Source organism: Anabaena lutea FACHB-196 (genome assembly GCF_014698305.1).
Taxonomy (GTDB): domain Bacteria; phylum Cyanobacteriota; class Cyanobacteriia; order Cyanobacteriales; family Nostocaceae; genus Anabaena; species Anabaena lutea.
The window spans coordinates 51873-75881 of sequence record NZ_JACJST010000021.1 but is presented as its reverse complement, the minus strand read 5'-3'; the positions used below and the strand labels follow the sequence as shown (position 1 = coordinate 75881).

26 protein-coding genes are annotated in these 24009 nt (G+C 39.7%); 10 read left to right on the top strand and 16 right to left on the bottom strand.

Annotated features, from left to right (window positions below; all coding sequences use genetic code 11):
• Positions 1-54 precede the first annotated feature (54 nt).
• Entirely contained in the window at positions 55-1251 is a 1197-nt protein-coding gene (locus H6G59_RS20160; RefSeq protein ID WP_190717612.1) for an MFS transporter, read from the top strand.
• A gap of 376 nt (positions 1252-1627) precedes the next feature.
• Here the strand turns inward: H6G59_RS20160 and H6G59_RS20155 are convergent, their stop codons facing one another.
• Together H6G59_RS20155 and H6G59_RS20150 are read right to left on the bottom strand one after the other, a co-directional pair.
• Entirely contained in the window at positions 1628-2515 is an 888-nt protein-coding gene (locus H6G59_RS20155) for an aromatic ring-hydroxylating dioxygenase subunit alpha (RefSeq protein WP_190717610.1), read from the bottom strand.
• Positions 2516-3061: 546 nt separating this feature from the next.
• Positions 3062-4189 (bottom strand): DNA polymerase III subunit delta, encoded by a 1128-nt coding sequence (locus H6G59_RS20150; RefSeq protein ID WP_190717608.1) that lies wholly within the window; start codon positions 4187-4189, stop codon positions 3062-3064.
• Positions 4190-4374: 185 nt separating this feature from the next.
• On the opposite strand from H6G59_RS20150, the gene H6G59_RS20145 reads away from it, so the two are divergent.
• The 7 genes from H6G59_RS20145 to H6G59_RS20115 are packed head-to-tail and all read left to right on the top strand — an operon-like array spanning position 4375 to position 8273.
• Positions 4375-4710 (top strand): NADH-quinone oxidoreductase subunit K, encoded by a 336-nt coding sequence (locus H6G59_RS20145; protein WP_190717606.1) that lies wholly within the window; start codon positions 4375-4377, stop codon positions 4708-4710.
• Positions 4707-6140: a cation:proton antiporter gene (locus H6G59_RS20140; RefSeq protein ID WP_190717604.1), complete on the top strand. Its 1434-nt coding sequence runs from the start codon at positions 4707-4709 to the stop codon at positions 6138-6140. The genes H6G59_RS20145 and H6G59_RS20140 overlap by 4 nt, the downstream gene beginning before the upstream one ends.
• Positions 6137-6520 carry a Na+/H+ antiporter subunit E gene (locus tag H6G59_RS20135; RefSeq protein WP_190717602.1) on the top strand — a complete coding sequence of 128 codons (384 nt, stop codon included), beginning with the start codon at positions 6137-6139 and terminating at the stop codon, positions 6518-6520. Before H6G59_RS20140 ends, H6G59_RS20135 begins: the two co-directional genes overlap by 4 nt.
• 2 nt (positions 6521-6522) lie before the next feature.
• Positions 6523-6780 (top strand): hypothetical protein, encoded by a 258-nt coding sequence (locus H6G59_RS20130; RefSeq protein WP_190717600.1) that lies wholly within the window; start codon positions 6523-6525, stop codon positions 6778-6780.
• Positions 6777-7055 (top strand): monovalent cation/H(+) antiporter subunit G, encoded by a 279-nt coding sequence (locus H6G59_RS20125; RefSeq protein ID WP_127053853.1) that lies wholly within the window; start codon positions 6777-6779, stop codon positions 7053-7055. Before H6G59_RS20130 ends, H6G59_RS20125 begins: the two co-directional genes overlap by 4 nt.
• On the top strand, positions 7048-7614 hold the full coding sequence (locus H6G59_RS20120) for a DUF4040 domain-containing protein (RefSeq protein ID WP_190717598.1): 567 nt from the start codon (positions 7048-7050) through the stop codon (positions 7612-7614). The genes H6G59_RS20125 and H6G59_RS20120 overlap by 8 nt, the downstream gene beginning before the upstream one ends.
• Entirely contained in the window at positions 7611-8273 is a 663-nt protein-coding gene (locus tag H6G59_RS20115; RefSeq protein WP_190717596.1) for a Na(+)/H(+) antiporter subunit B, read from the top strand. The genes H6G59_RS20120 and H6G59_RS20115 overlap by 4 nt, the downstream gene beginning before the upstream one ends.
• A 72-nt stretch (positions 8274-8345) precedes the next feature.
• On the opposite strand, the gene H6G59_RS20110 is transcribed toward H6G59_RS20115, so the two are convergent.
• The 7 genes from H6G59_RS20110 to H6G59_RS20080 all read right to left on the bottom strand — a co-directional run bounded on the left by H6G59_RS20110 (position 8346) and on the right by H6G59_RS20080 (position 15457).
• Positions 8346-8618 carry a hypothetical protein gene (locus H6G59_RS20110; protein ID WP_190717595.1) on the bottom strand — a complete coding sequence of 91 codons (273 nt, stop codon included), beginning with the start codon at positions 8616-8618 and terminating at the stop codon, positions 8346-8348.
• Between the two features lie 90 nt (positions 8619-8708).
• A complete protein-coding gene (locus tag H6G59_RS20105; RefSeq protein WP_190717593.1) occupies positions 8709-9467 on the bottom strand; it encodes an SAM-dependent methyltransferase in 759 nt (252 codons plus the stop codon).
• A 14-nt stretch (positions 9468-9481) separates the two neighbouring features.
• Positions 9482-10219, bottom strand: a complete 738-nt coding sequence (locus tag H6G59_RS20100; RefSeq protein WP_190717591.1) for a DUF3891 family protein — start codon at positions 10217-10219, stop codon at positions 9482-9484.
• 14 nt (positions 10220-10233) lie between these two features.
• Positions 10234-11316: an iron-containing redox enzyme family protein gene (locus tag H6G59_RS20095; protein ID WP_190717589.1), complete on the bottom strand. Its 1083-nt coding sequence runs from the start codon at positions 11314-11316 to the stop codon at positions 10234-10236.
• Positions 11317-11551: 235 nt separating this feature from the next.
• Positions 11552-11707 carry a lmo0937 family membrane protein gene (locus tag H6G59_RS20090; RefSeq protein ID WP_190717587.1) on the bottom strand — a complete coding sequence of 52 codons (156 nt, stop codon included), beginning with the start codon at positions 11705-11707 and terminating at the stop codon, positions 11552-11554.
• 914 nt (positions 11708-12621) lie between these two features.
• Positions 12622-13716, bottom strand: coding sequence for an aliphatic sulfonate ABC transporter substrate-binding protein (locus H6G59_RS20085; RefSeq protein ID WP_190717585.1), 1095 nt, complete (start codon positions 13714-13716; stop codon positions 12622-12624).
• Between the two features lie 256 nt (positions 13717-13972).
• A complete protein-coding gene (locus H6G59_RS20080; protein ID WP_190717582.1) occupies positions 13973-15457 on the bottom strand; it encodes an amidohydrolase family protein in 1485 nt (494 codons plus the stop codon).
• 815 nt (positions 15458-16272) lie between these two features.
• Here H6G59_RS20080 and H6G59_RS20075 point away from each other — a divergent pair.
• A complete protein-coding gene (locus tag H6G59_RS20075) occupies positions 16273-17646 on the top strand; it encodes an LLM class flavin-dependent oxidoreductase (protein ID WP_190717580.1) in 1374 nt (457 codons plus the stop codon).
• Positions 17647-17731: 85 nt separating this feature from the next.
• Positions 17732-18484, top strand: coding sequence for a methyltransferase domain-containing protein (locus tag H6G59_RS20070; RefSeq protein ID WP_190717578.1), 753 nt, complete (start codon positions 17732-17734; stop codon positions 18482-18484).
• A 259-nt stretch (positions 18485-18743) separates the two neighbouring features.
• Here the strand turns inward: H6G59_RS20070 and H6G59_RS20065 are convergent, their stop codons facing one another.
• The 7 genes from H6G59_RS20065 to H6G59_RS20035 form a co-directional block, all read right to left on the bottom strand.
• Positions 18744-19586, bottom strand: coding sequence for a class I SAM-dependent methyltransferase (locus H6G59_RS20065; RefSeq protein ID WP_190717575.1), 843 nt, complete (start codon positions 19584-19586; stop codon positions 18744-18746).
• Positions 19587-19609: 23 nt separating this feature from the next.
• The gene (locus H6G59_RS20060) at positions 19610-20473 is read right to left on the bottom strand and encodes an HAD family hydrolase (RefSeq protein ID WP_190717573.1); all 864 of its coding nucleotides are present in this window, start codon (positions 20471-20473) and stop codon (positions 19610-19612) included.
• A gap of 62 nt (positions 20474-20535) precedes the next feature.
• A complete protein-coding gene (locus H6G59_RS20055; protein ID WP_190717570.1) occupies positions 20536-21504 on the bottom strand; it encodes a TauD/TfdA dioxygenase family protein in 969 nt (322 codons plus the stop codon).
• A gap of 286 nt (positions 21505-21790) precedes the next feature.
• Positions 21791-22066, bottom strand: a complete 276-nt coding sequence (locus H6G59_RS27650; RefSeq protein WP_277924645.1) for an amidase family protein — start codon at positions 22064-22066, stop codon at positions 21791-21793.
• A gap of 16 nt (positions 22067-22082) precedes the next feature.
• Positions 22083-22496: a GNAT family N-acetyltransferase gene (locus tag H6G59_RS20045; RefSeq protein ID WP_190717568.1), complete on the bottom strand. Its 414-nt coding sequence runs from the start codon at positions 22494-22496 to the stop codon at positions 22083-22085.
• Between the two features lie 63 nt (positions 22497-22559).
• Entirely contained in the window at positions 22560-23186 is a 627-nt protein-coding gene (locus H6G59_RS20040) for an O-methyltransferase (protein WP_339327985.1), read from the bottom strand.
• 190 nt (positions 23187-23376) lie between these two features.
• Entirely contained in the window at positions 23377-23964 is a 588-nt protein-coding gene (locus tag H6G59_RS20035) for a GNAT family N-acetyltransferase (RefSeq protein WP_190717563.1), read from the bottom strand.
• Positions 23965-24009: the final 45 nt, after the last annotated feature.

Genomic DNA, 24009 nt, shown 5'->3' with positions numbered 1-24009 from the left:
TTTCGTCGTATCCCGTGTTTTAATTGCTGAGGTAGTAATTAAAAGATAGGGGTTATGTCACAAAAAGCTGCTGCTTTGAAGTTTGTGATTTTGCTTGGGTTTGTTAGCCTTTGTGCCGATGCTACTTATGAAGGGGCGCGTAGCATTACGGGGGCTTATTTAGAGGTTTTGGGAGCTAATGGCACTGTGGTGGGTCTAGTAGCTGGCTTTGGTGAACTAATTGGTTATGGCTTCCGCTTAGTTATTGGTTATCTTAGTGACAAAACAGGTAAATACTGGGGAATCACAACTTTAGGTTACATTTTGAATACCGCAGTTGTACCATTTTTAGCTTTAGCAGGAAGATGGGAAGTAGCCGCAGGTTTGATGATGGCTGAACGCACGGGTAAAGCGGTGCGTACTCCCCCACGAGATGCCCTGCTGTCTCATGGTGTGAGTCGAATTGGCAGTGGTTTTGGCTTTGGTTTACATGAAGCAATGGATCAAACAGGTGCAGTTATGGGGCCTTTGGCTGTAGCTGCAATGGTTTATTTCCAGGGAGAATATCGCAATGCATTTACAGTTTTAATTGTGCCTGCGGTATTAGGATTAATTGTATTGTTGATTTTGCAATTTCTGTATCCAAATCCCAGTGATTTTGAAGTAGAAACTGTGGCAAATGAAGGAGAAAAATTGCCAAGCATATTTTGGATTTATTTGGGTGCGGTGGCAATTATTGCGGCTGGATATGCGGACTTTCCACTAATTGCTTTTCATTTTCAAAAGGGAGAAATTGCTTCTGGGCAAACAATTCCTTTATTTTATGCTTGGGCAATGGGAGTAGATGCTATAGCAGCACTTATATTTGGATATTTCTTTGACAAGATTGGTATTTCTATTTTGATAATTGCGGCTTTTATTTCATCTTTGTTTGCACCTTTGGTATTTTTTGGAGATGCGCGTTTTGCTCTTTTAGGAATGGCATTTTGGGGCATTGGTATGGGGGCGCAAGAATCAATTCTCAAAGCGGCAGTAGCTGGTATGGTTCCTAAAAACAAACGAGCTACAGCTTACGGTATTTTCAGCACTGGCTATGGTTTATCTTGGTTCTTGGGTAGTGCTTTGATAGGAATTTTATATGATCACTCTATTATGTTATTAGTTGTCTTTTCTTCAATGACTCAACTTCTGGCAATTCCTTTCTTTGTTTGGGTGAAATTGCAAGCTGATAAATTTTCTATCTCCTCTCCAGATATTCAAGTAAGTGAATGAATTTTAATTTTTTAACCGAGTTTCGTAGGTTTAAGGTAAGAATTCAGGAGTCTGGAGTCTGGAGTCTGGAGACGCTTCGCAGACCTTTTGTTCAGAATGCTTATGAAATCAGGAATATAGAGAAGTTATATTTTCTCAAAATCATCAAAGTTGACTCGAAAAGCCTTTATTCTCTTGACTTATGTATTCTCTATCATGAATACTTACGGTTTAAGTTTCATAGCAACTATCAAGCGGCAAGTTTTGCGGTAGGGTTTAAATCCCTGTTGCAAAACTTAATTACGTTAGCGTAGCCTGCGGTCGGTATTATTACGAATTACGAATTACGAATTATGAATTACATACTTCGGGTTTCCTCCGCCTACCTACTTAAAATCTAACTACGCCATCGAAGTGTCTTTTCTTTAATTGGGTTAACGAAAGAACCCCCCTGTATTTGAGACCGAGTAAATTCTGCTTTCAATCTATAATACCAACGCGCCTGAGCATCGGCATCTCCAACTAAAGTTAAGGGAGGATTACGTTTTAAACCGATTTGTTGTTTAAGCAAAATTTCTCGATCTTGATTGAGAAAACTCCGTGTAAACCATAGCAACAATGGCGTAAGAATGGAAAACCAAGGTAAAGTTGTGTAGAACATTGTTGTTTCCTCGGTCTCAGTTTGGGAAATGGGAGTAATTGCCGTCAAATTATAGACCATGTGTTTTTCAGTAGACACACTCTCAATCCGAATCCCCGGTAAGCGGAATGAGATTTCGATCTGTGGATTGGGTCCAATCAAGCGATAGAAAAAGGTTTGTTGCTCTAGTTGATGCTTTCGCATAGTAAAACCGTATAAAGATGGGTCAAAGGTTTTGACTACCTCCTTTAGTGTTGCTGGGGAACGCCACCACCACGCCTGGTGAACGAAAGCAATATGAGCAGGATCGATTAATCCTACTACGGCGTGATCAACATCACAGGGAAGGCGGATGGACTCAAGCGCTTGGTGGGATTGGTCACCAAAGTTAGGGATTCTGGGGATGTCTTCTAGTATTAAAGAAGTCTCATCATTGGACATATAAATCCAAATATTTCCTTGCGCCTCTTGTATTGGATAACTTTTTGTTTCATTTAGCTTGGCAAAGACTGTTCCTGAGCGATCGCGACTAAAAACTATTAACTCGTTTAAGAGGGTTTTTGCAAGTATTTGTCCAGGTTTTAGTTGCTTACTCGGTAATGCATAGTACCAAGTATTTCTTAAAAATAAAGGTGTTTTAGCCATTGTGTGATCAAAATTCGTGAGTTGAGTTGAAATGAATCAGGATGTTTTCTTTTTAGGTTTTGCTACGCAATATTTCCAGGTTGCGATCGCTCCTAATTTATTTTGTGCATGAATGAATAGATACAGCAGAATTCAGGAGTCAGGAGACGCTTCGCAGACCTCCGGTTCAGGAGACGCTTCGCAGACCTCCGGTTCAGGAGTAAAACTGGCTTGGTGTCTAGGTTTGATAATGACTTGGTGTCCTAACCGCCCTGTCCGTTGCTATAACTCTGTTATGAATTTGTAAAAAAACACTACTTTTCAAGATGAAGTCCCATGATTCACTTATAATCGAATCATTGTCTGGCAATTGCGAGATCAACTTCTCTAGAACAAGCAAAAGTTTGAAACTGCTTGGTTTGTATTGCCTAGCGGCCATTGTCGCTATAAATTTTTGTGGGAATTTTCTGTGACATTACCTTTAGCGATCACTTTAACCGCATTTTAAGTTGAGCTAACCAAGTGTACAAATTCAATGGTTAAATCCTGAAAATCCTGATTCCGACTTCAACTCAACCGTTGTTTTAGCCACAAAGCCAATAAAGGTAAAGCCAACCGATAACCCTGTTCAGCACTATAAATTAAACCTTTGTGTTGTAAACCAGTTAAAGCACCTTGCAAACTACCACCTCGAGAAAGTCCATGTTTTTGAATATATTCTTTACTTTGTGGTTTATCTGTAGGATCAACTGCCAAACATTCTAAAAGATGTATTTGACTAGCAGGAAGTAACATCAATAAAGATTCATACGTTATAGATAAATCTTTGAGCATTCCTTCAATTACCTGCTGTACTTCTTGTTCAGTAATTAACCCTTGAAGATGAGGCAAAGTTAACAATCGGCGAATTAATGCCATCGCATCGCCAATGTTTCCTTGGACTGCATCTAAGAAGATTTGTAATGCTCTAGAGCGAGAATCAAATTTAAGATTTTCTGTATGCAAAACTTCTCTTGCCCACAATGCTAAAACATCCTTGGCTAAAGGAGCTAATTGAATTGTTTCTATCGGATAGTTATTGTCATATTGATGGTTGCTTGTCTCCCCAATTGTCGCCAGCAAAACATAACTAACATGAGGATGGGCTTTAACTTCTTGTCTAAAAGTTGATTCCCATAAACTATTACGATCCCAAGAACGAATATGAGGAAAACTCTGTAAAATTAAAACTATTCGCTGATCTAAATCAGCAGCCATAATTTGCAATAGTTCCAGTAAAATAATAAATGCTTGCCATAGTTGTTTTTGATTCAGAGAACGCAATAATTTAATTTTACTTTCTGTAGTGAATATAAAAAACTCACTTGCAGTTTGGTTCACCCAATTTTCAATTTTTTTTGCTTCCCAGTTTTGGCTAATTGCTTCTGCTAATAATTGCACAAATCTCTCCCCATCTGTAGCACGAATGCAGTCTATTTCCAAGACAACAGCACCAACTTCCTGCGCTGCAACCCTGACTAAAGTCCGTCTTCCACTTCCAGGTACTCCAGTAATCAGCAAATCACCATCCTGGGCAAGTATTTCTACAATACGTTGAAATTCCAGGGAACGCCCAATTAACTGTAAAGAAGTAGATAAATCCAAGTTCACGGGTTTCTCGTCTCTGGTTGTAGTTGGCACAGTTAGGGAAAACATAAATCATTAAGTGTAATTATGATTATCATTAGAATAATTTAGTGCTTTTCTGTAATTAGCACTAAAGATTCGTGCTAATAATAATTTAACACTTTAAATAAGTACAAAAAATTAATCCCCAGTTCCCCGGCTGCTTAAACAAGTCGGGTATATATTCTCTATCCCTTATTCAATAGGCAATTCCCGTGTTAGAAGCGTGCGTACTAGCAACAATACTGTGCGGTTTTTTCGGCATCATTCTCAAAAAAAACCTGGTAATGAAGATTGTCTCAATGGATGTGATGAGTACGGGGGTAATTGCCTTTTATGTACTAATTGCATCACGAGAGGGTTTATTTACTCCCATTATTTCCGAGGTAAAAAAAGCTGCTTATGCCGATCCCGTTCCCCAAGCAGTAATTTTAACAGCGATAGTCATCGGTTTTTCGATTCAGGCTTTGATGCTTGTTGGTGTCATGAAATTAGCAAAGGATAATCCCACATTAGAAAGCAGCGAGATTGAGAAAAATAACACGCCATGAATACTATTACCATTGCTTGGGTTGCGATTCCATTTTTTCTAGGGTTCCTCATTTTTTTAGTCCCCAAACTTAACCGGCATTTGACACTTTGGGGGGCTATTGCTTCTGCTGCTTATGCAGTGCAACTATTTCTAGAACCATCACCTATAAAACTGAATTTACTTGATAGTTTTGGGATCACATTAGTAGCTGATCAGTTAAGCAGCTACTTTATTTTAACAAATGCCCTGGTTACAGCTGCGGTAATTATTTACTGTTGGAATAGTGATAAAACAGCTTTTTTCTTTGCCCAAACTATTATTGTTCATGGTAGTTTAAATGCTGCTTTTATCTGTGCAGATTTCATGAGTTTATATGTAGCTTTAGAAGTCAGCGGGATTGCAGCTTTTTTATTAATTGCTTATCCTCGCAGCGATCGCTCAATTTGGGTAGGTTTACGCTATCTATTTATTAGCAACACTGCCATGTTGTTTTACCTGGTTGGTGCAGTGCTAGTTTATCAAACACATCATTCTTTTAGTTTTGCAGGTTTAAAGGGATCACCACCAGAAGCATTAGCATTAATTTTTCTAGGACTATTAATTAAAGCGGGAATTTTTGTATCCGGTTTATGGCTACCTTTAACACATTCAGAATCGGAAACGCCAGTTTCTGCGTTGCTTTCAGGTATTGTCGTTAAAGCCAGTGTTTTACCTTTGTTGCGTTGTGCTGGCATTTCTGAAGAAATTGATTTGATAGTCAGAATTTTTGGTGTAGGAACGGCGTTGATGGGTGTATCCTATGCCGTTTTAGAAAAAGATACAAAACGGATGTTGGCTTTTCATACTATTTCCCAATTAGGCTTTATTTTGGCTGCACCAGCGGTAGGAGGGTTTTATACACTCACACATGGATTAGTCAAATCATCTTTATTTTTGACTGCGGGTTCTTTACCCAGTCGCAATTTTAAAGAACTGCAATATAAACCTATTAATACAACCATTTGGATACCCTTAGTTATAGCTAGTTTATCAATTTCTGGTTTTCCTTTGTTGGCAGGTTTTGGAGCAAAAGTTTTAACCATAAAAAATATAGAATCTTGGCAAGTTATAGCCATGAATATTGCTGCCGTAGGCACGGCTATATCCTTTGCTAAATTTATCTTTTTACCCCATAAAAAAGACGAAGAACAAAAAGCAAAACCCGGTTTTTGGTTAGCAGTAATATTCTTACTCACTGGTTTAGTTGTGGCAAATGTTGTCTATTTCCAGGCTTATAACGTTGCTGATATGATCAAAGCGATTATTACTATCTCTGTAGGCTGGTTAGCATATCATTTGATTTTCAAACGGTTAGCAATATATCTACCCCGTGTATTTGAGGAATTTGAACATTTAGTTGGTGTGATGAGTCTAACTATAATCCTGCTGTTTTGGATGGCATTAGCATGATTGGAAATTTGATATTAAGACTATCAATTTGGTTTTTACTCACCTCTGATGTGAGTTTGATAAATATTATCATCGGCGTAGCTATTGCCATTCTCTTACCACGTGGTTACACATCAAGGGAAAAATTAACAGAATGGGTCAAAGTTATCAGTCAAATCTTGGTTGCAATTTTAGTGGCTTATAAGGAAGCATTTGAAATAATATTGCGTCCCCATAAGCAAGAAGAAATTATCATGGAAACAGTGAAGCTGAAGCGTTCTCCCCTTCTAGTTTTCATAGATATATTTCTCATTACTTTTACACCTAAAACCATAGTTGTAAGACACCACGAAGAAGAAGGATCTTATGAAGTCCACTACATTAAACCTAGAGGTAAATAATCATGAATTTAGAAATAGTTTTAATCGCCATGATTGCAGCTTTGCTCATTCCCATTTATGAAGCTTGGAAAACAGATGATACTTGGCAGATGATGTTAGCTTTTGGCAGTGCTTCTAGCAAATCAGCTATCATTATTTTAGTCATTTCCGTTTTGCGTGATGATTGGATGATAGGTGTAGTAGCAGCAATTATGTTGAGTGTTGGCAATGCCGGCTTCATGTTATTAGCACATATTTTAAGAAGGTTAAATGAAGCATGATTAATATTATTAGTTATACCTTAATAGGTATTGGTATCTTCTTTTGGTTTTGGGGAACATCTCATTTAGTCAGTAACAAATCAGTATTGTTTAAATTACACGGCCTTTCTGTTGCTGATACATTGGGTTCGATGCTGATTATTGTCGGACTATTACTAAAAATCCCCAGTGAATGGCCATTACTGATTTTGGGACTTATTTCCTTAGCAATTTGGAATACCATGCTTGGTTATGTAATAGCATATTGTTCAACTGAAGAGGCGAAAAATGAATGATTCTTATCTGTATCTAATTATTGCTTTGTTACCCTTAACTGCGGGGATGTTAGTAACTCAAGTTAACCCCTATCATGCGTTAGTTTTGCGTGGGGTATTGGGTGCAATAGCAGCACTGGTAGATGCAGTTTTAGGGGCGGCAGATGTAGCTTTAACAGAAGCATTAATGGGAACAATGTTATCTACCACTCTCTGTGCGATCGCTGTTCGTTCATCCTTAGTTTTGCGTTTGGGTGTGATGGAAAATCAGTCAATAGAAAATAATCAAGATAGCAATTTCCAAGAACTTATCAACGATTTTCGCAGCATTTTTAAAAAACATTATATGCGTCTTGAACTCGTACCTTATACGAATATCCAAACCTTGCAAGAGGCATTAATGTCAAAAGAAGTTCATGCTACTTGTGTGCCATTAGCAGCAAATAATCAAACACAAGAAAATTACCAAACTGCGATTAGAGTACAGCGTATTTATAACATTGTAGAAAGCGAACTTTCATCGCCAAACACAAGTTTAAACTATGTCAATGTTTTAGATTCTGGGGAGAAGCATTCATGAAATGGGTTTATATTTTAGCAGGAATAGCACTGTTTGTAAAAATGCTGATTATGCCTGATTCAGCACCAGACTTAGGAGATATTTCTATTACGGAAACAGTAGTTAAAGAAAGTGGTGTTGTCAATGCAGTATCAGGTATTATTTTCAGAAATCGCCTGTATGATACTATTTTTGAAGTGATTGTATTTACAATTGCTATTTTAGGATGTAATTTTTTATTAGCTAATGAAACTCCTTCCTGCACTATTTATCAATTCAAAGATCAACCATCTATCATTTTAGCTCGTCTGGGGGCAACAATTGCGGCGTTAGTAGGGATTGAATTAGCAATTAGAGGACATTTAAGTCCTGGGGGTGGTTTTGCTGCTGGTGTAGCGGGTGGAACAGCGATAGGTTTAATAGCAATTACTTCTTCATACTCGTGGATGCAGGATATTTATCAACGTTGGCACGCTGCTACTTGGGAGAAGGTTTCGGTGTTGGTTTTCATTGTTTTATCAGTAATAACTTTATCGGGAATAGAGTTACCACATGGGGAGTTAGGAACGCTATTTAGTGGGGGAATTTTGCCGATATTAAATATCTTAGTTGCTGTTAAGGTGGCGTTGGGTTCTTGGGCTGTGGTTTTGATTTTTATTCGTTATCGGGGTTTGTTGTAGTTTTGAGTTTGGAAGTTAGGAGGTTTCGGGCAAAGAAAAAAAGCTTAGGGTGGGCATTGCCTACCTTATTTTTTATTGAATTTTCCACGCCATCAGACCAACAAGCACAAGAAGACCTAATGCTCTGCGGAAGTAATTAACACCTTGAAATAATTCTTCCCAAGCCCAAGTAAATAAGGAGCCAAAAGCTAATAGTTCCAATCCTAGATTAATTTTACCTGTTGTAAAAATTATTTTTAATAAACTAGCTACAATCCAGACAATGAGTGGTAGATTTGGTATTTGAGCTACAACTATTTTGCCTTCGCTGTCCCGGAACACTTGATCAAATAATGTATTTTCCATTGAATTAATCTCTTTTTCGGCGTTTATACAAACACGGAGATGACGAGCAAACTTAGTCCAGTGGAGAAAATGTGGATTTTAAAACTCACTTTATAATGCGGTCATTGTCTTAATCAATTCTTTAGATAAATCTGCTTTCAATCTGTGGCGCTTTTTAAAAAGAATACCTGCAAGAATATAGATATTTGAGGAATAGAAAGCTTTGCGATACTTTCTTAATTCGGCTATTCTCTGTTTTACCTTGGGTTCGGAACTATAGTATCCAAAATTCATGGGTGAAGTAATAAAGTCATCAACTTGATAACCTTGAGCGATCGCATACTCAATTGTTCCGACTGGGTCAGAATAGGCGGAAATCATTAACATTGCGCTTTGGCAATTCATGGATAAGAGTCGCTTAGTTATAGATGATCCATCTATTCCACCATGCAAAGAAGGCATATACAAATCATTACTAATCGCTGGCAAATAAGGAGGGTTAGCGATTAAACAGTTTGCCTGGGGTTGCCAATTTCTATTAAAAAAGCAAGAATTATGGACAATATATTTATGTCTAAGATTATAGCTTTCAATTTGTAAATTTGCAATTTTACAAGCGTGAGAATTTAACTCATAGCCATTAATTAAGCCATTAAATTGACTCTTTAGTAAGCTATTGATAACCGGACTACCATCCCCGGCTCCAAATTCCATAATGTAACTGAACTCGTCACAGCCGTTCAAAACCATTCTCTCTAGACATTGAGAATAAAACAGTGATTCTTCAGGACAAACAAATATTTTTTTGGGTATACAATCTGCTAGATAGGTATTAACTAATTTTTGAGAATGTAATAAAGACTTATTCATTTAAACCTCGTTTATTACTGTTTAGTAAATGTCCATTCCAGAATTTTGATCGGGGCTTGTTTGAGGGCAGTAGTTAGAGCATCATTGCTATCATATTTTAGTTCTGATAAGTGGGAAGATTCTACATTAACCGTAAATTCATCGTTCTCAAAAGGCCAAGGCTCTACGGTTAAATTTCCATTTTCCAAACGACGGAGATCGTAACGCTGCTGATCAATACCGTGGGTAATCTCCAAAGCTCGACCATCATCTGGTATTTGCTGTTGTGCTAAGATTAACGACAGGCGATCGCACCATTGCATAAACTGATAACTGCGATCTGCGTCCTCCTTGGCTATACCCAACTCTTTTGCCCACTGTTCCTGGTTATGCACTTGGGTTTCTAGAAAACTCCGCCAATCTTCCGATATTTCTCTTTTGTCTTGATTCAGAAAACACACGTGCATAGAAGTTAATAATGTTACCCATCGACCACGATAAAGTGAATCTTCTAGGTGTTTTTTAAAAGTTTCTAAAGAGGCTTCTGGCGATGCTTCTCCTAGTGTAAAGTCAAGAGGAGCGCCACTTGAAGTTAAGTGATTGCCCTTCCACTCTCTTTCTAAATCATCATGATGGGAGATAGCAGCGATAGTTTCGTAAAGGCGAACAGGAGAATTATTCCGTTGCCATTGACCGCCTAATTGAGCGGCTAGTAGTGCATGGGCGCGATGATAAATTACATCCCAGCCATCTTTAGCTAGATTGACAATCATAGATTGCTTTATGTTTAAATTTGGATTGATTTAGCATTTTGAATTAAAACCATGACCGCAGATGCAGCGCGATCGCTAATTAGTTTCTCTTGGTCATAACCAAGTATTAATTCCCAAGCATCATGGGGATACTTGTCTGCTAAAGGTAGAGCAACATCAGTTAACATCCACTGGCCATGTCGTTCATCTTCACGAATGTGTAACTCCCAATAACCCATAGCTGCATCGGAAAGTTGCAATCGTTTTGCGGCTTGCATATAATCTGTATAAATTGCTGGTCCAGCTATTTCAAAATAGGTCAGCCCGCCGTTATAGCGGAGAAAATGTCGTTTCCGCTCTGTCAGTAAAAAGTTGTGATTGATACTTGCTAAAACTTGCCAAGGTACAAGGTCGAAATAAGCTTCTGGTTCAGTCTTTAGTCCTAATTCAGCCATCATTTGGGCAAAAAAAGTAGAGTGTTTTCGTGATAGACGACCGTTGCCATATTCTTCTAAAAGTACCCGAATTAAGGTTGCCTGAATTTCGTTACTTGCACCTCCCAAAATACGAGAAAGACGACTAGCTTCTACTAATCCATCTAAGGAGGCGATCGCTAATAATAACCGATAGCCCTCTAAGTTCATGTCTTCTTGTAGATAACGTTTTGCTGCTGATAAGGGAGGATTTAAGTCTACATTTGCTCGTTTTTGCAAAGCTTGTTTAACGTTTAAGGATTGTATTTTTTCAACATCTAATTGGGTTAATTCCCATGTTTGCCAGATTGACTCGATGCGATGGCGCACCTTTTTTACATAACTAGATCGCTCATTTGTATACGAATGCAAAGCATCATACCAAAATAATTTGAGGCGATTGATTCGATAAAGTAAGCGTTGTAAAAACCCCTTTGCTAATTCGGCTTTCGAGTTTTCTGTGTATGCTTCTGTTAATGCTAAAGAGAAAAATTCTTCAAAATTTTTAATTAGGTCAGGTTGTCTTTTTACCTGTTCGTCTAAATTTTCCAGCATCAGAAGCCGATTAAAATGTTGCTCTGCCTCTTCATAACTACATATTTTGATAACTGGCAATAGCATATCTACTCTGGTCTTAATTAGCATTTTTGATGATCTCCAAGTCCTTGCCACCGCCTGCTATCGCCACATCCACCGCAACACTATTTTCAACGGACAGATAGGTTGTTGCAAGGGTTAATTCAATTCAAAAAGAGACAGGTTTTCTAGATAAATTTGTCATCGTGTTTGTTATTTGGTGTTTTGCATATTGCGATCGCTTTGACTGGTTTGCAAGCCAGAGTTTTTTTAGGTCGGCTTGCAAGCCAATGTAAAACAGTTATTAAACAATCCGTCGCCCTATTAATAAGTTGTAGACAATGCCAATCACCGCCAAAATCAAAAGCAGGTGAATTAAGCTGCCGCCAAGATTAATTGAAAATCCTAACAACCAAAGAAGAAACAGCACAACAACAGCAGTCCAGATGAGATTGAACATATTTTCCTTTTTTATTCAAATAAAATAAGTAAAAATCGACTCAGATATTGCTAAGGTTTTTTGGAGAGGAGAGATAATATTTTTATTAGTATTAAGCTCCTTCTCTATGAGTATTAGTATCATTTGTACTTTATTTTGTAATTAATATATTTAAATATCATCTATAGCTAGAAACAGTTTTGATGATAATCTTATCTATAATTAGACACATATATAGGAATAATATTTGATTTTTTAAATCCCACATTCCGCACTTCAAATTGTAGTACATATACAAATATCATAAGCAGCATAGAACATTAAGTAGAAATACTTAATTATTGCCGTAATAATACAGACATAATTTTCCCTTGAACTACTAAATAGAAATCCATCAGGCATAGTGAAAGTAATTTAAAATTAATATCAAACAGGAAATGGATAAGTCGAGTACCTTTATCCATTAAAAAAGCGAAAAATTTGAGTTATGCCTTATCTACTTTTTCGCCATGTTAAGAAAGATGTGGGTAATGGATAGCCTAATAGGGAAGGGGGTTGGGGGGTTAGGTTTATTTGATGTTTTTTTAGGTTGACTTACTTAATTAAGGTGAGCAGGTTTTTGTACACCAGTTATATTAGGTTAAACCTTGAATTATAGCCGTAGACAGAGTAGTTAGGACATATTAGCGCAGGTTGGCGGAAGCCATTCATGAAACTTCTACTAAAACTAAAAGACGGTTTTACTCCTGACTCCTGACTTCTGCTATACGTCCTAATCTTGATGGCTATAGCAATCCTAAATCATATTGTTTCATTAAGAAAAGATGGCGGATTAATGAAAACTTAACCCACCTGACAGGAATTGAAGAATTTATTTTAGCAATCTTTCGTGCTACCTAATTGCTTAATTGTTAATCTCAAAAATCTTATGTTTGTTATTTTTGACTGATTGTAGGAGGAGTAATAGCTGCATACTGTTGAGATGTCAACATAGCTTCTTGAACATTAACAGGTTTAGGAATCAAACCATTTTGATAGAAATAATCTGCAACACGCTGTTGATCACTAATCAAGTCGGGAGAAATAGCTCTTAATCCATAACTACGACGACTAATTACCAAATCCATCACATCAGGAGGTAATTTCTGATAAGGTGCAATTAATTTAGCAGTCTCTTGGGGATGCTTTTCTGCCCAACGTTCGATTTTATCAATTTCTTCAATGACTATTCGCAGCAGTTCTGGATTGTCAATTGCAAATTGCTTGTTAGAAATATAGTATCCACCAGGAGATCCAATACCTTGAGCAGTTCTAATTACCTTTGCTTTACCTGCTTTTTCTGCTCTAGCTAGATGAGGATCACCTGTTACCCAAACGGGTATTTTCCCTTCCAAAAAGGCACTACTAGCTTCTACATTCGGTAAACTTTGGACTTTAATATCGCTATATTTTAAACCTACTTCTTCCAAAGCTCGGAGGATAAAATAATGGGAAGCAGAAGCTTTTTGGAATACTACGGTTTGTCCTTTGATGTCTTTAACAGTATTGATGGGAGAATTAGGTGGAACAGTGATCGCACTTCCTCTACCTGTTTTTTCTGTTGTGCGTCGCCCTACTACGTAAGCTATTTGTGCGCCAGCAGCTTGAGCAAAAATAGGTGGAGTTTCACCCACAGAACCCAAATCAAGTTTGCCGACATTCATCGCTTCCATTAGTTGCGGTCCTTGGGCAAATTGCGCCCATTCGACCTTAACACCCAACGGTTCAAGACGTTTTTCTAAAACTTTTGTAATCCTGATTAAATCTCCTGCTTGTTGATATCCCATCCGCAAAACTTTGGTTTTAATTTGAGACTGATTTACGTCCAAAGCCTGTTGATCTGATTCTGATGTGGGATTAGCTGCTTTTTCATTTGTTCCAGAACAACCAGCTATTGTTACCGAGGTTGTTATTGCTAACAATCCCGGCAATAGAACCAACTTCAAACGACGAAATACACTCAGTTTTTGGGTTTTGACTGTTGCAACCATAATATTTTTTCAGTTACCGGGGAGGGCTGAGAAGACAATGAACACGACAAAATTTAAATGCTGTGGAATATAGAGCAATACGGTTCAGTTAATCCGCAAAATCTCTTTTATAACAAACCACAGAGGCAGGGAGAACACAGAGAAAAGAGATCAACAAATTGTTAACTGAACTGTATTAAAATACAGAAGATTTTAATCCCCCTTTTTAAGGGGGTTGGGGGGATCTCTATCAATTCTGATACTTGCCAGATATCCTCTAACGACCTACACTAGCTAAATATGCTTCAGCGTCTTTTTCAATCGCTGTACCCTTGAAGAAATCACGATTGAGGCTGGTGTATAACTCTAGTGGGTAAGTAGATAGAAAATGACGTAAATCATCTTCACTGAAAATACCCCGTTCGACGAAGCTATAAGCATTGGAAGTAACAGCAGTAATATCAGGTACATCCCAGTGACCGGAATCAGAACCTAAAAAGGCTTTTACTCTGTCACCAAAGGGATTGGCTTTTTGGTAGTAAGCGTAGGCAACACGAATATCATCTGATTCTGTGCCAAAGTAAAAATGATTCAAAAAGCGATCGCGTACATCTTCAGCTTTAGTAATTCCTGCGGCTGCAAATTCATTCAAATCACCAGGGTCTTCTGGTGCAAAATATTTACCGTGGAATCCTAAACCACTGCCTAATTCTTCAAATCTATCTTTGATTTCTGGCCCACCATAAAGAGCAAACAATTCGCGCAATTCTTCTCTGTTGATATTACCAGGATGATTATTTTGTAAAATCTCAGGATTACGGGTTTCCCAATGCCAGATTAAATCTGTATACAAACTAGCACCCCAAGCTGAACCACCTTCTAGAAAGGCAAACTTCAAAGTCGGGAAACGATAGGTAACACCACCAAAAAACAGAGCTTTGCAGAATGCTTCAGCCGCTGAGGCAAAGTGTCCAATATGATTATATTGATAATTGGAAATCGAACGTCGAGGAGTCCAACCCATACCAGAAGCATGAGTTGTAGGTACTACTTTCAGTTCTACACACTTAGCCCAGAAAGGATCATAATCATAAGCACTGTCTAAAGCAAAATTATCAATCCAAGTTGCTTCTCGTTGCACCTCTTCCGGGTATTTCTCAAAAGCAGGAATAGTCCGAGTCACATACCCAGGAATTTGAATAGCTTTTAAACCCAAGACTTTGACCGCATATTCTAATTCTTCAATCCCTTCCTCTGGTGTATTCAAAGGAATAGTCGCAATAGGAGTTAGCCTGTCAGAGTAGGGACGGAAGATATCTGCATGATATAGGTTCGCTGCACGGCAAACTGCTCTCCGCATTTCATCATTCTTAATTTGCGGTGCTAAAGTTGCCAAATTGGGGTAAAGGATGGCAAAATCTGTCCCTGCTTCTTGCAGACGCTCATGCAATAGCTTTGGTAAGCTAACTGTAGCTAGACTTAAAGTGTCTTTTGTTGGCCGACCCCAGAAAGGAGGACGAGCAGTACGGTAAGCATAACGTTCTTCTGGAGTTTGTTGAAACCAACGAAAACGTCCAGCACCGGGTAACTGCTCTTTGAATTTATCAACAATCTGAGAACCACCCACCTGCTCTAAATAGTCAAGAAAAGCAGGCTCAAATTCCTGGGTATGCACATCAGTATCAATGATGGGATAACCTAATTGCTCACGAATTTGTGCAGAACGGGATTTTTTTGTGGGACGCTCAAGGGCAATAGTCATAATTATTTCTCCACAATGATGCGATTACTTGACGTTGCTTTGCCGTAAGCCTTCAACGAGCAGAACTGGGAGCAGATAAATTGATATCAAAATCTATGTTGCAGTCTATTAACTACGACCAATAAACCAATGCAATACCTAAATTTGGGTAAGGATTTTGGCATTATGTATCCAACGTTATGAATAATTTATCTGTCAGCCACTCTGCCTTTGGTTAATCTACTGTTTGTCGAGCGATTTGCCGTAGATTATTAGTATAATGACATAACTCTGGCTAAATGACAAGTAGCAGATTTATGGGACTTAGGGAAAAACACCAATAAAATCGCCTCAAATATATATCCAAAGGGACTTTGACCTTGTTTTGATTAGTTTGGCTATACAGCAGAAGTCAGGAGTCAGTGGTTCGACTTCGCGGTTATCGAGCGTAGTCGAGATGCACCAACCGGAGTCAGGAGTAAAACTGGCTTGGTGTATAGGTTTTAATTTTGATTCTGTATTACACTTTTTTCTTCTTCAAAAATGTTTAAGTCACAATACCCACTTGCTTTTTCTGTTCATTTGTGCAAATATGAGTAAAATACTACAGTAAACCTATTGACTTGCCGTATTTTTATCTGAATGCAATTCCAGCCCTTTGCCACAGAAATAGAGCGTTTTGCGGTGGAAATTATACCAAGAGTGCGGGCGTTAACAGTAGAAAGTGAAGCAATAGCCAGCTAGAAGTTATACAAAATTTCGATTAACAGCCCATATTAAAGAGTTTGAATACTTACCTTTTATAAAAATTTACCCTGAATTTATACGGAGGAAGAATGAGTGGATCAAAGCAGTTAAAGTTAGGTGCTTTTATGCGACCTGTCAGTATACACACAGGTGCTTGGCGTTATCCTGGGGCTTTACCTGACGCTAATTTTAACTTCCCAGCACTGAAACGATTCATTCAGAAACTAGAACAAGGGAAGTTCGATGCATTCTTCATGGCTGATCATTTAGCAGTGCTGAATATGCCCATTAACGCCCTCAAACGCAGTCATACTGTTACCTCCTTCGAGCCATTCACTCTGCTTTCTGCTCTCGCCAGCGTCACCGAACACATTGGACTGGTAGCTACTGCTTCCACGACTTATGACCAGCCTTACCACATTGCTCGCCGCTTTGCGTCTCTTGACCATATCAGTGGCGGTCGTGCTGGTTGGAACATCGTCACCACAGCTAATCCAGATGCAGCACTTAACTTTGGATTAGAAGAGCAGATAGAGCATGATGAACGCTACGTGCGAGCGAGAGAATTTTATGAAGTCGTCACTGGTCTTTGGGATTCCTTTGCGGACGATGCTTTTGTTCGAGATGTGGAATCAGGAATTTATTTTGATCCCGAAAAAATTCACGTTCTCAATCATCAAGGAAAACACCTGTCGGTGCGGGGGCCATTGAACATCGCTAGACCTGTTCAAGGTTGGCCAGTGATAGTCCAAGCAGGAGCTTCTGAAGCAGGTCGTCAACTGGCTGCTGCCACTGCCGAGGTCGTGTTTGCATCAGCTGGCAATCTGGAGATGGGTAAGGCGTTCTATGCTGATATTAAGGGTCGTGTGCGATCGCCTTCCGGCGGGCGCTTTGCGCCATCGCTCGGACGAGATCCAGATAGTATTAAAATTCTTCCTGGAGCTTTAGTCGTTGTGGGTGAAACCGTTGCCGAAGCACGTGCCAAGCGAGTTCACTTGGATAGCCTAGTACACTATGAAAGTGGTATTGCTAGTTTAAATAGCGCACTTGGCTACGACGTTTCCCATTTTGACCCCGATGGTTATTTACCGGAAATCCCCCCTACTAACGCCGGAAAAACTTCACGAGAACGAGTGATTGCAATGGCGCAACGGGAAAATCTAACAATTCGTCAGTTGGCGCAACGCATCGGTAGTTATGGTGGACTGGCCTTTGTGGGTACGCCCCAAAGCATTGCTGACGAGATGGAACAATGGCTGATTGAGGAAGGGTCTGATGGCTTCAATATTATGTTCCCTTTTCTGCCAGAAGGGCTAAATGATTTTGTGGACAAAGTGATTCCAGAACTCCAACGGCGGGGAATTTTTCGCCAAGAGTACGAAGGTAAGACGCTGCGGGAAAATCTGGGATTGACACGCCCTGCTAATCGCTTTTTTCAGACCGCAACTACGTCTGTTCGGTAATGTATAACCGTAGACAGAATTGAAAAGCGATCGCTTGCCGCTCAATTAAGCCGTTGGGCTTCCAGTTCTTTTTATCGGAGTAACAGTGAACAACATTCAAAGCTTTTCGCTCAATTCGGAACAATATGCCAAACATAGACCTCAATACCCCGATGAGCTTTTTTTATTTTTGAGCGAAATTTCCGAATATCACGACCGCGCCTGGGATTGTGCAACTGGAAATGGGCAAGCAGCCATCTCATGTGCAAAATTTTTTTCACATGTTGAAGCAACTGATATTAGTGTCGAGCAAATTCAACACTCCATCACACATCATAAGATAAACTACAGTGTTTCTCCTGCTGAACATACCCCATTTGAAAACCAGTTATTTGATTTGGTTATGGTAGCTTTGGCAATACACTGGTTTGACCAAGAAAAATTTTTTCAAGAAGTAGAACGAGTACTAAAACCAAAAGGTATTTTAGCTGTTTGGGGTTATGGTCGGTTAGAAATTGAACCCGAAATTGATGAAACTATTACTAAGAATTTACTTGAGCCGATCGACCGATTTTGGGCAAGCGGCAATCGCCAAGTAAAAAATGGCTATCGTGATTTAGTCCTTCCGTTTGATGAAATTAACATCCCAAAAAATTTTTCAATGAAGGTAGAGTGGAATTTACAGCAATTATTAGGGTATTTCCGTACTTGGTCTGCGGTGAAACGCTATTCAGCAGAACTTGGAAACGACCCAGTTGACCAACTGGAGATAAAATTGAAAACAATCTGGAATGAGCCTGGTAAAACTAAATTAGTGCAATGGCCTTTGTTTTTAAAAGCCAGCAGAAAGCCTGCATAAAGGAACCCCAACAAAGCGTACACTGGACGCTGGGGATTCTGCGGCATTTAGGAGCATTTTTCTGGCTTCAAGTTAACTGATAGAGCAGTGTTTATTTCGGAAAATATAATAGTAATTTATACTTTTGATTACTCGTTTGATATAGCCGTAGACAGAGTAGTGAGGACATCAATTGCTCATGAAACTCCCACTACAAGAGGGCTTTACTTCTGACTCCTGACTTCTGACTCCTGCTATATATGCGTTTTGGGGAGAACTGTTACTCTTTTTTAGCAACAGCCAAAATATGGGAGCTAATTCCTAATGTGGAAGGTTCAGCCTCCAGCCAGCGAATAGCTTGTAGGAGCGTTTCACGGCGATTTGGGTCACTCCAATGTTCCTCAAAATTCTGTAGTAATTTACCTAGCCCTTCGATACCTAAAAGATGTTCACAAACTAAACCTGCTGCTTCTACTTCTGCTTTGAGTTCATCAGGATGATGGAAAAAAGTGGTCGTAAAGTAAGCTGGATTATTAGTAGGATTACGGTGCTGGCCATTAGCTAAATCGCCTTTGACAATTTCTACAAATTCTGGGTCATCCAGATATCCACGAAACAACCCGTCTACTAGAGAAGAAAAACGAGAAATGGCAACGGCAAATACCAGCCCTCCGCTTTTTAAAATCCGGTTAGCTTCGCGTAAAGCTTGAAGGCGATCGCTTTGTTCAATCAAGTGATACAGTGGCCCAAGTAGAAGCACAGCATCTACACTGGCATCTGCCCGATCTAATTGGCGAGCATCACCAAATGTAATACTTGCAATTGGATGATCTGGTTGAGCCTGGGAAGCACTCCGCGCTTGCTCTAAATGTAAGGGAACTGGATCAATCAGATGAACTTCATAGCCTTGCTGGGCAAGCCAAGTAGCATAGATACCAGAACCGCCACCAACATCAAAAATGACTGCGGGTGGAGGAGGCAAGTAGCGGCTGATAATTTCTTGGGTACGGGCTAATTCAATTGGATTTGTCCGCTTAGATAAACGTTGAGCTTCTAAACCAAGTTCGTAATGAGCTAACACCTCATCTGCAAGCAAGTTTTGTATCTTAGATGATTCTGACATGGTATTTCTCTCCAAGATGTAATCTAAACTAATTTAAGCGAGGTCTGTTGACTCCAATCTTGGTAGATATATCGCACAACACTATCGACTTCATGGGACTCAATGATATGATTTGCGTGGCGCTTTAATTCCACCGTTGCGTTATCAACGGCAATTGCATAATCGGCAATTTTAAACATTTCAATATCGTTGTTATGATCCCCGAACACAATCAATTTATTGCTGGTTAATCCATAAATTTCTTGTAGGGTAAGGATGCCCTGAGCCTTTGTTGCTTTATAACTATGAATTGTCAGCCAGTGCCAGCCAGGAGCATAATTATTTTCATAATGATAAGTTTGGATTTTGTCTCCATATCTTTCTCGGATGATAATTTCTAATTCAGATAGAATTTCAGTTTTATTAATGACGGTAAGACAAACTATTTGGTCGCGGAAGGAATCGGTTAACTTAGTGAGCGATCGTAATCGTTTATCTTGATGAAATAGGCGATCATTAAGATACCACTCCATTCCTTCATTGATTATTTCCTGGTAATAACAACAATCTTCCGCACCATTAAAACTGGAAATAAAAGGGACACATTTAAAGCTAGAAATAATTTGATAAATATCTTCAATAATTTCTGGCTCAATGCTATTGATAATCTCATGACGACCAGATTCTAAATCAGAAATAAAAGCTCCATTAAACTCCACAATCGGCAGAGGTAGTTTCAACCCATCCAAAGCTACACCCATAGAAACTACACTACGGGCGCTGGCAACCGTGAACAGAAGTCCATCTTGCAATAGTTCTTGCAACTTGCTTTTACTGAAGTCTGACAAAACCGCATTTTTGGTGAGCAGTGTGCCGTCTAAATCTGAAATATAGATTGTGTCGCTCATAGATTATGTTGCATAAACCGGGTTGCAGAATTTAACCACAGCCCAGTTTACTATTTTCTAGCTTATGAAAGAGCTAGTTCTGGTTCTAACTTTTCGGCTGTTTGCTTTAAAACAGTGGGTAATTCACTGTTGAAAACTTCACCTTCAACGATTTGAGAACGGAAACCATCTACCCCAACAGGAACATCCCCTGTAATAGTGGTGCGATAAAGTACACGCTCAACTTCTATATGATCCAAGTCTTGGGGAGCTAAATGTGCGGTAGCGCGGTTGTCCCAGAAGGCTATGTCACCGTTATTCCAACGGAAGCGGGTGGTATAAGCAGGTTTGGTGATCTGATTAAAGAACAACTCCAGCAACAGGTCGCTTTCTTGGCGAGACACATCCAGGATATGGGAAGTAAAACCTGGGTTCACGTACAATGCGCGTTCACCTGTCTCTGGATGCACCCTAACTACTGGGTGGATGGAAACTATGGGATTGGCAGCAATACGCTGGGCAAGTTTGCTGTTGCTGGGTATGTTTAACCGAGCATTAAAACGATGTTCTGCTTTTAGTGTATCTGCCAATGCACGTAAGGGGGCTGACAAACCTTCGTAAGCTGCAACCAAATTAGTCCATTGGGTATCACCGCCGAAACTAGGAACGTTAACTGCACGCAAAATTGAAGCCGCAGGTGGATTGATAGCTGCTGTTACATCGGTGTGCCAGCGGCTTTCGTAGCTAGAACGGCGCAAACCGTTACGGCGCTCATAGCGGCTGCGGTCAATGGGCAGGATTTGGGAGAAGCCTTCGATTGGCTCATCTTCGTGGGGATGGGCGTAAGTTACTTCCCCGAAGCGGGCTGTAAACGCAATCTGCGCTGCATGGTCAATGTTTTGATTACGAAAGAAGATAACTTTCCACTTCAACAGTGCTTCACGAATTTCTTTGACCGCATCATCGTGTAGTGGTTGTGAAAGGTCTACACCACTGATTTCTGCACCAATGAAACCAGCCACTTGTTTGACTTCAATATATTTGTTGCTCATGTGAATTCTCTTAATCCATTAGGACTGTTTTCGTACTTGTCCACTTGTTCGGTATGTGTTCATAACGACATACCAGAGGATGTGATTCTAAATTAACATCTATTCTACTAAAAATCTATAGATTTACCGTATTATAAGATTTTTATATTTTTAATGGGTTAAAAAATCTGTTTATTTTATGTTAAATATAATCAGGACTTACGCACGAGTCACGGAAAAATGTATCGCTAAAGCGTACCCTACGGGAAGCAAGCTACGCGTAGCGTGCCGGAGGCATTAAGCTCCGCTAACGCGTAGCGTGCCGTAAAGCATACCACAGAGGCACGGAGTTCACAGAGTAATGAGGGTTTGAGAGATATTTTTCGCAAGTCGTGACGGAAAAATGAACCACGTATTCCTTACCTAAATGAATTGTTCCCAAACCCAAGGCGGCTGCAACTGCTGCACCACCACTACTTCCTCCTGGCGTGAGTTCCAGATTCCAAGGGTTACGAGTGATACCAGTTAGGGGAGAATCTGTAATACCTTTCCAACCAAATTCAGATGTAGTAGTTTTGCCCAATAATACAGCACCTTGTTCACGCAACCGAGCTAGAGATACGCATTCTCTGCTTCATATAAAATCGATGTGCAGCAAATCTTTGAACTCCAGATTCAAGCCCAATCTCGTTGCAGCCGTTTACACGAGCATAGTTGACAAGCCATTCAAATACCTTTTCACCGTATCCAAGCGATCGCTGCAACTCATCAGTCACTAAATCATCAACATATAGATATTTCCCATCACACAAACATTCTGATATTCTGAACCCAGCAACACACTGTAATTTTCCTAAGTCTTCTAGATAGCAGAGTGTATAACCGTACTTAACACGCTGACGCTGAACCTGCTTAATAAATGCTTGCTCAGTCAGATGTGGACGAAGTTGTTTGATGATGGGGAAACATTGCAGTATCTCGATCTCCTCACCTGCTATTTTGATGTTGCTCACACGTCCTCCCTATGCGTCACGAAAACAGATTAAGTAGGTAGCTTTAAGAACATATCTAATTGTTTACAATGCAGATATTGAGGTAACAAGAGCTAAAGCAAAGCCGTCATAACCTTTACTACCTACTGTCTGAATTGCCGTGGCGCTCACTCGTGGCTCATTGGCAAGTAATTCATTGAAGCGACGCACCCCCTGAACACTGGGATCTTCACTAGCTGCATCAATTACTGCCCCGTTGCGGACAACATTATCGGCAATAATCAAAGTACCGTGACGAGAAAGCTTGAGCGCCCACGTAAAATAATCTGGATTGCTTGGTTTGTCAGCATCAATGAAAATCAGGTCAAATGTCCGCCTCTCTGTGGCAAGTTGTTGTAGTGTCTCCACTGCCAGTCCAACACGGATTTCAACACGGTCAGATAGACCAGCATGAGAGATGTTGGTGTCGGCGACTTCAGCGTGCTTTGGGTTAGCCTCTAGAGTGATCAGGTGTCCATCAACAGGTAGCGAGCGCGCCAGCCAGATTGTGCTATAACCGCCTAGGGTGCCAATTTCCAGGATTGTCTTCGCCCCGTGAATCTGCGCCAACAGCAACAGTAGTTTGCCTTGATTGGGTGAAACATTGTGTGGTGGGAGTCCAGCTTCATCACTCAATTTCAGCGCCCCATCCAGGGCAGGATCGGACGGCACAAGCAGATTGGTGATGTAGTGATCAACTGCGCTCCATTGTTCCTGAGTCATAGTTCATCTCCTCAATAGTAGGTAAAAAATAAGTAAATTAAACAATTTTTCCATCTCTAATCCACGCCAAGTGTATCAAATTACCGTAGTTTTGCAAGTTTCAAAGTGTAAAAGGGAAAAGGGTTGCGGATATCAAACCTCAAACAAGGCTATTGCCAAATGCAATACCTGGAGAAGAAAACTTTAAAACTTTCTCAAAGACAATTGCATCAACCCATATATCTGAGTTGTAAATTAGTTCCCCCACTTGCTGATAGCCTTGGTTTTGATAGAAAAACAAGAGTTTTGGGTGTGTCTTCACTCCATCCAACCGAACAGCATAGTAACCTTGTTTAATTGTTAGTTTCTCAATAGTTTGCATACACCAAGTTCCTAGTCCTTTTCCTTGCCAAGTTGGAAGAATTGCTAGTTTATGGACATACACTGCTGGAACATCTTCTGGTATTTGCCAAATAATGTTTCCATACCTCATGTAGCTCAATGGAACAGTTGTCATCATTTCCAGCGTGAAAGTACCAACAAGGTTTTTACCAATTGTGACGGCATAGATATCCTGTTCTATGGCATCCTTGAGCATTTCTTCAAGAGGATAATTTGGTGGCATCCAGTGACTCAGACCAAACCGTTCTTTTAAGTTCAAACCACAAGCTATCAGGATTTGGTGAAGGAGTGGAATTTCATCTATGTTGACTTGTCTTATAGAGAGTTGTTTGTTATGGCTAACCATAGGTGATATCGCACAGCCATCGTACTCTTTAGAGATGAGTTCATA